Source organism: Geofilum rubicundum JCM 15548 (assembly GCF_000974365.1).
Lineage (GTDB): Bacteria > Bacteroidota > Bacteroidia > Bacteroidales > Marinilabiliaceae > Geofilum > Geofilum rubicundum.
The window spans coordinates 1-519 of record NZ_BAZW01000211.1; the positions used below are offsets into that span (position 1 = coordinate 1).

1 pseudogene is annotated in these 519 nt (G+C 50.9%); it reads left to right on the forward strand.

Going from position 1 to position 519, the window contains the following annotated elements:
* A pseudogene (locus JCM15548_RS22130) lies at positions 1-519 on the forward strand (hypothetical protein); the annotation flags it as partial.

Here is a 519-nt window from a genome sequence, read left to right on the forward strand (position 1 = left end):
CTGACCTTGACAGCTTCGGCCACAGGAGGAAGCGGTAATTATGTTTATCAGTGGTACAGAGCCGGAGCAGAAATAACCGGTGCCACCTCAGACACCTATGTCATTAGCAACGCCTTAGCGACAGATGCCGGAGAATACAGTGTGGTTGTTGGCGACGTTGCCAATGGTATTACCTGTTCCAGCAGTCCCGCCTTATTGACAGTCAATGTAACTGAAGCCACGGCCACCTTGACCGGTGACACCGAATTTTGTGAAGGATCCACCGGTTCCTATACAGCCGGCGGAGGCGTTTCCTATACTTTCACTGTTCTGGATGCCAGCAATAATACAGTAGGAACTGCCGGTCCATCAGCGACCTCCACCTATACTACCCCGGCATTGCCAGCTGGTACTTACTCAGTTGTTGTACTGGTTGAAGATATCAATGGTTGTACCGATGAAGAAACATTGGCACTGACGGTTTATCCTGAACCGGTAGCCACCATCGGTTTTGACCAGGCCGTTGTATGTGAGGGAGAG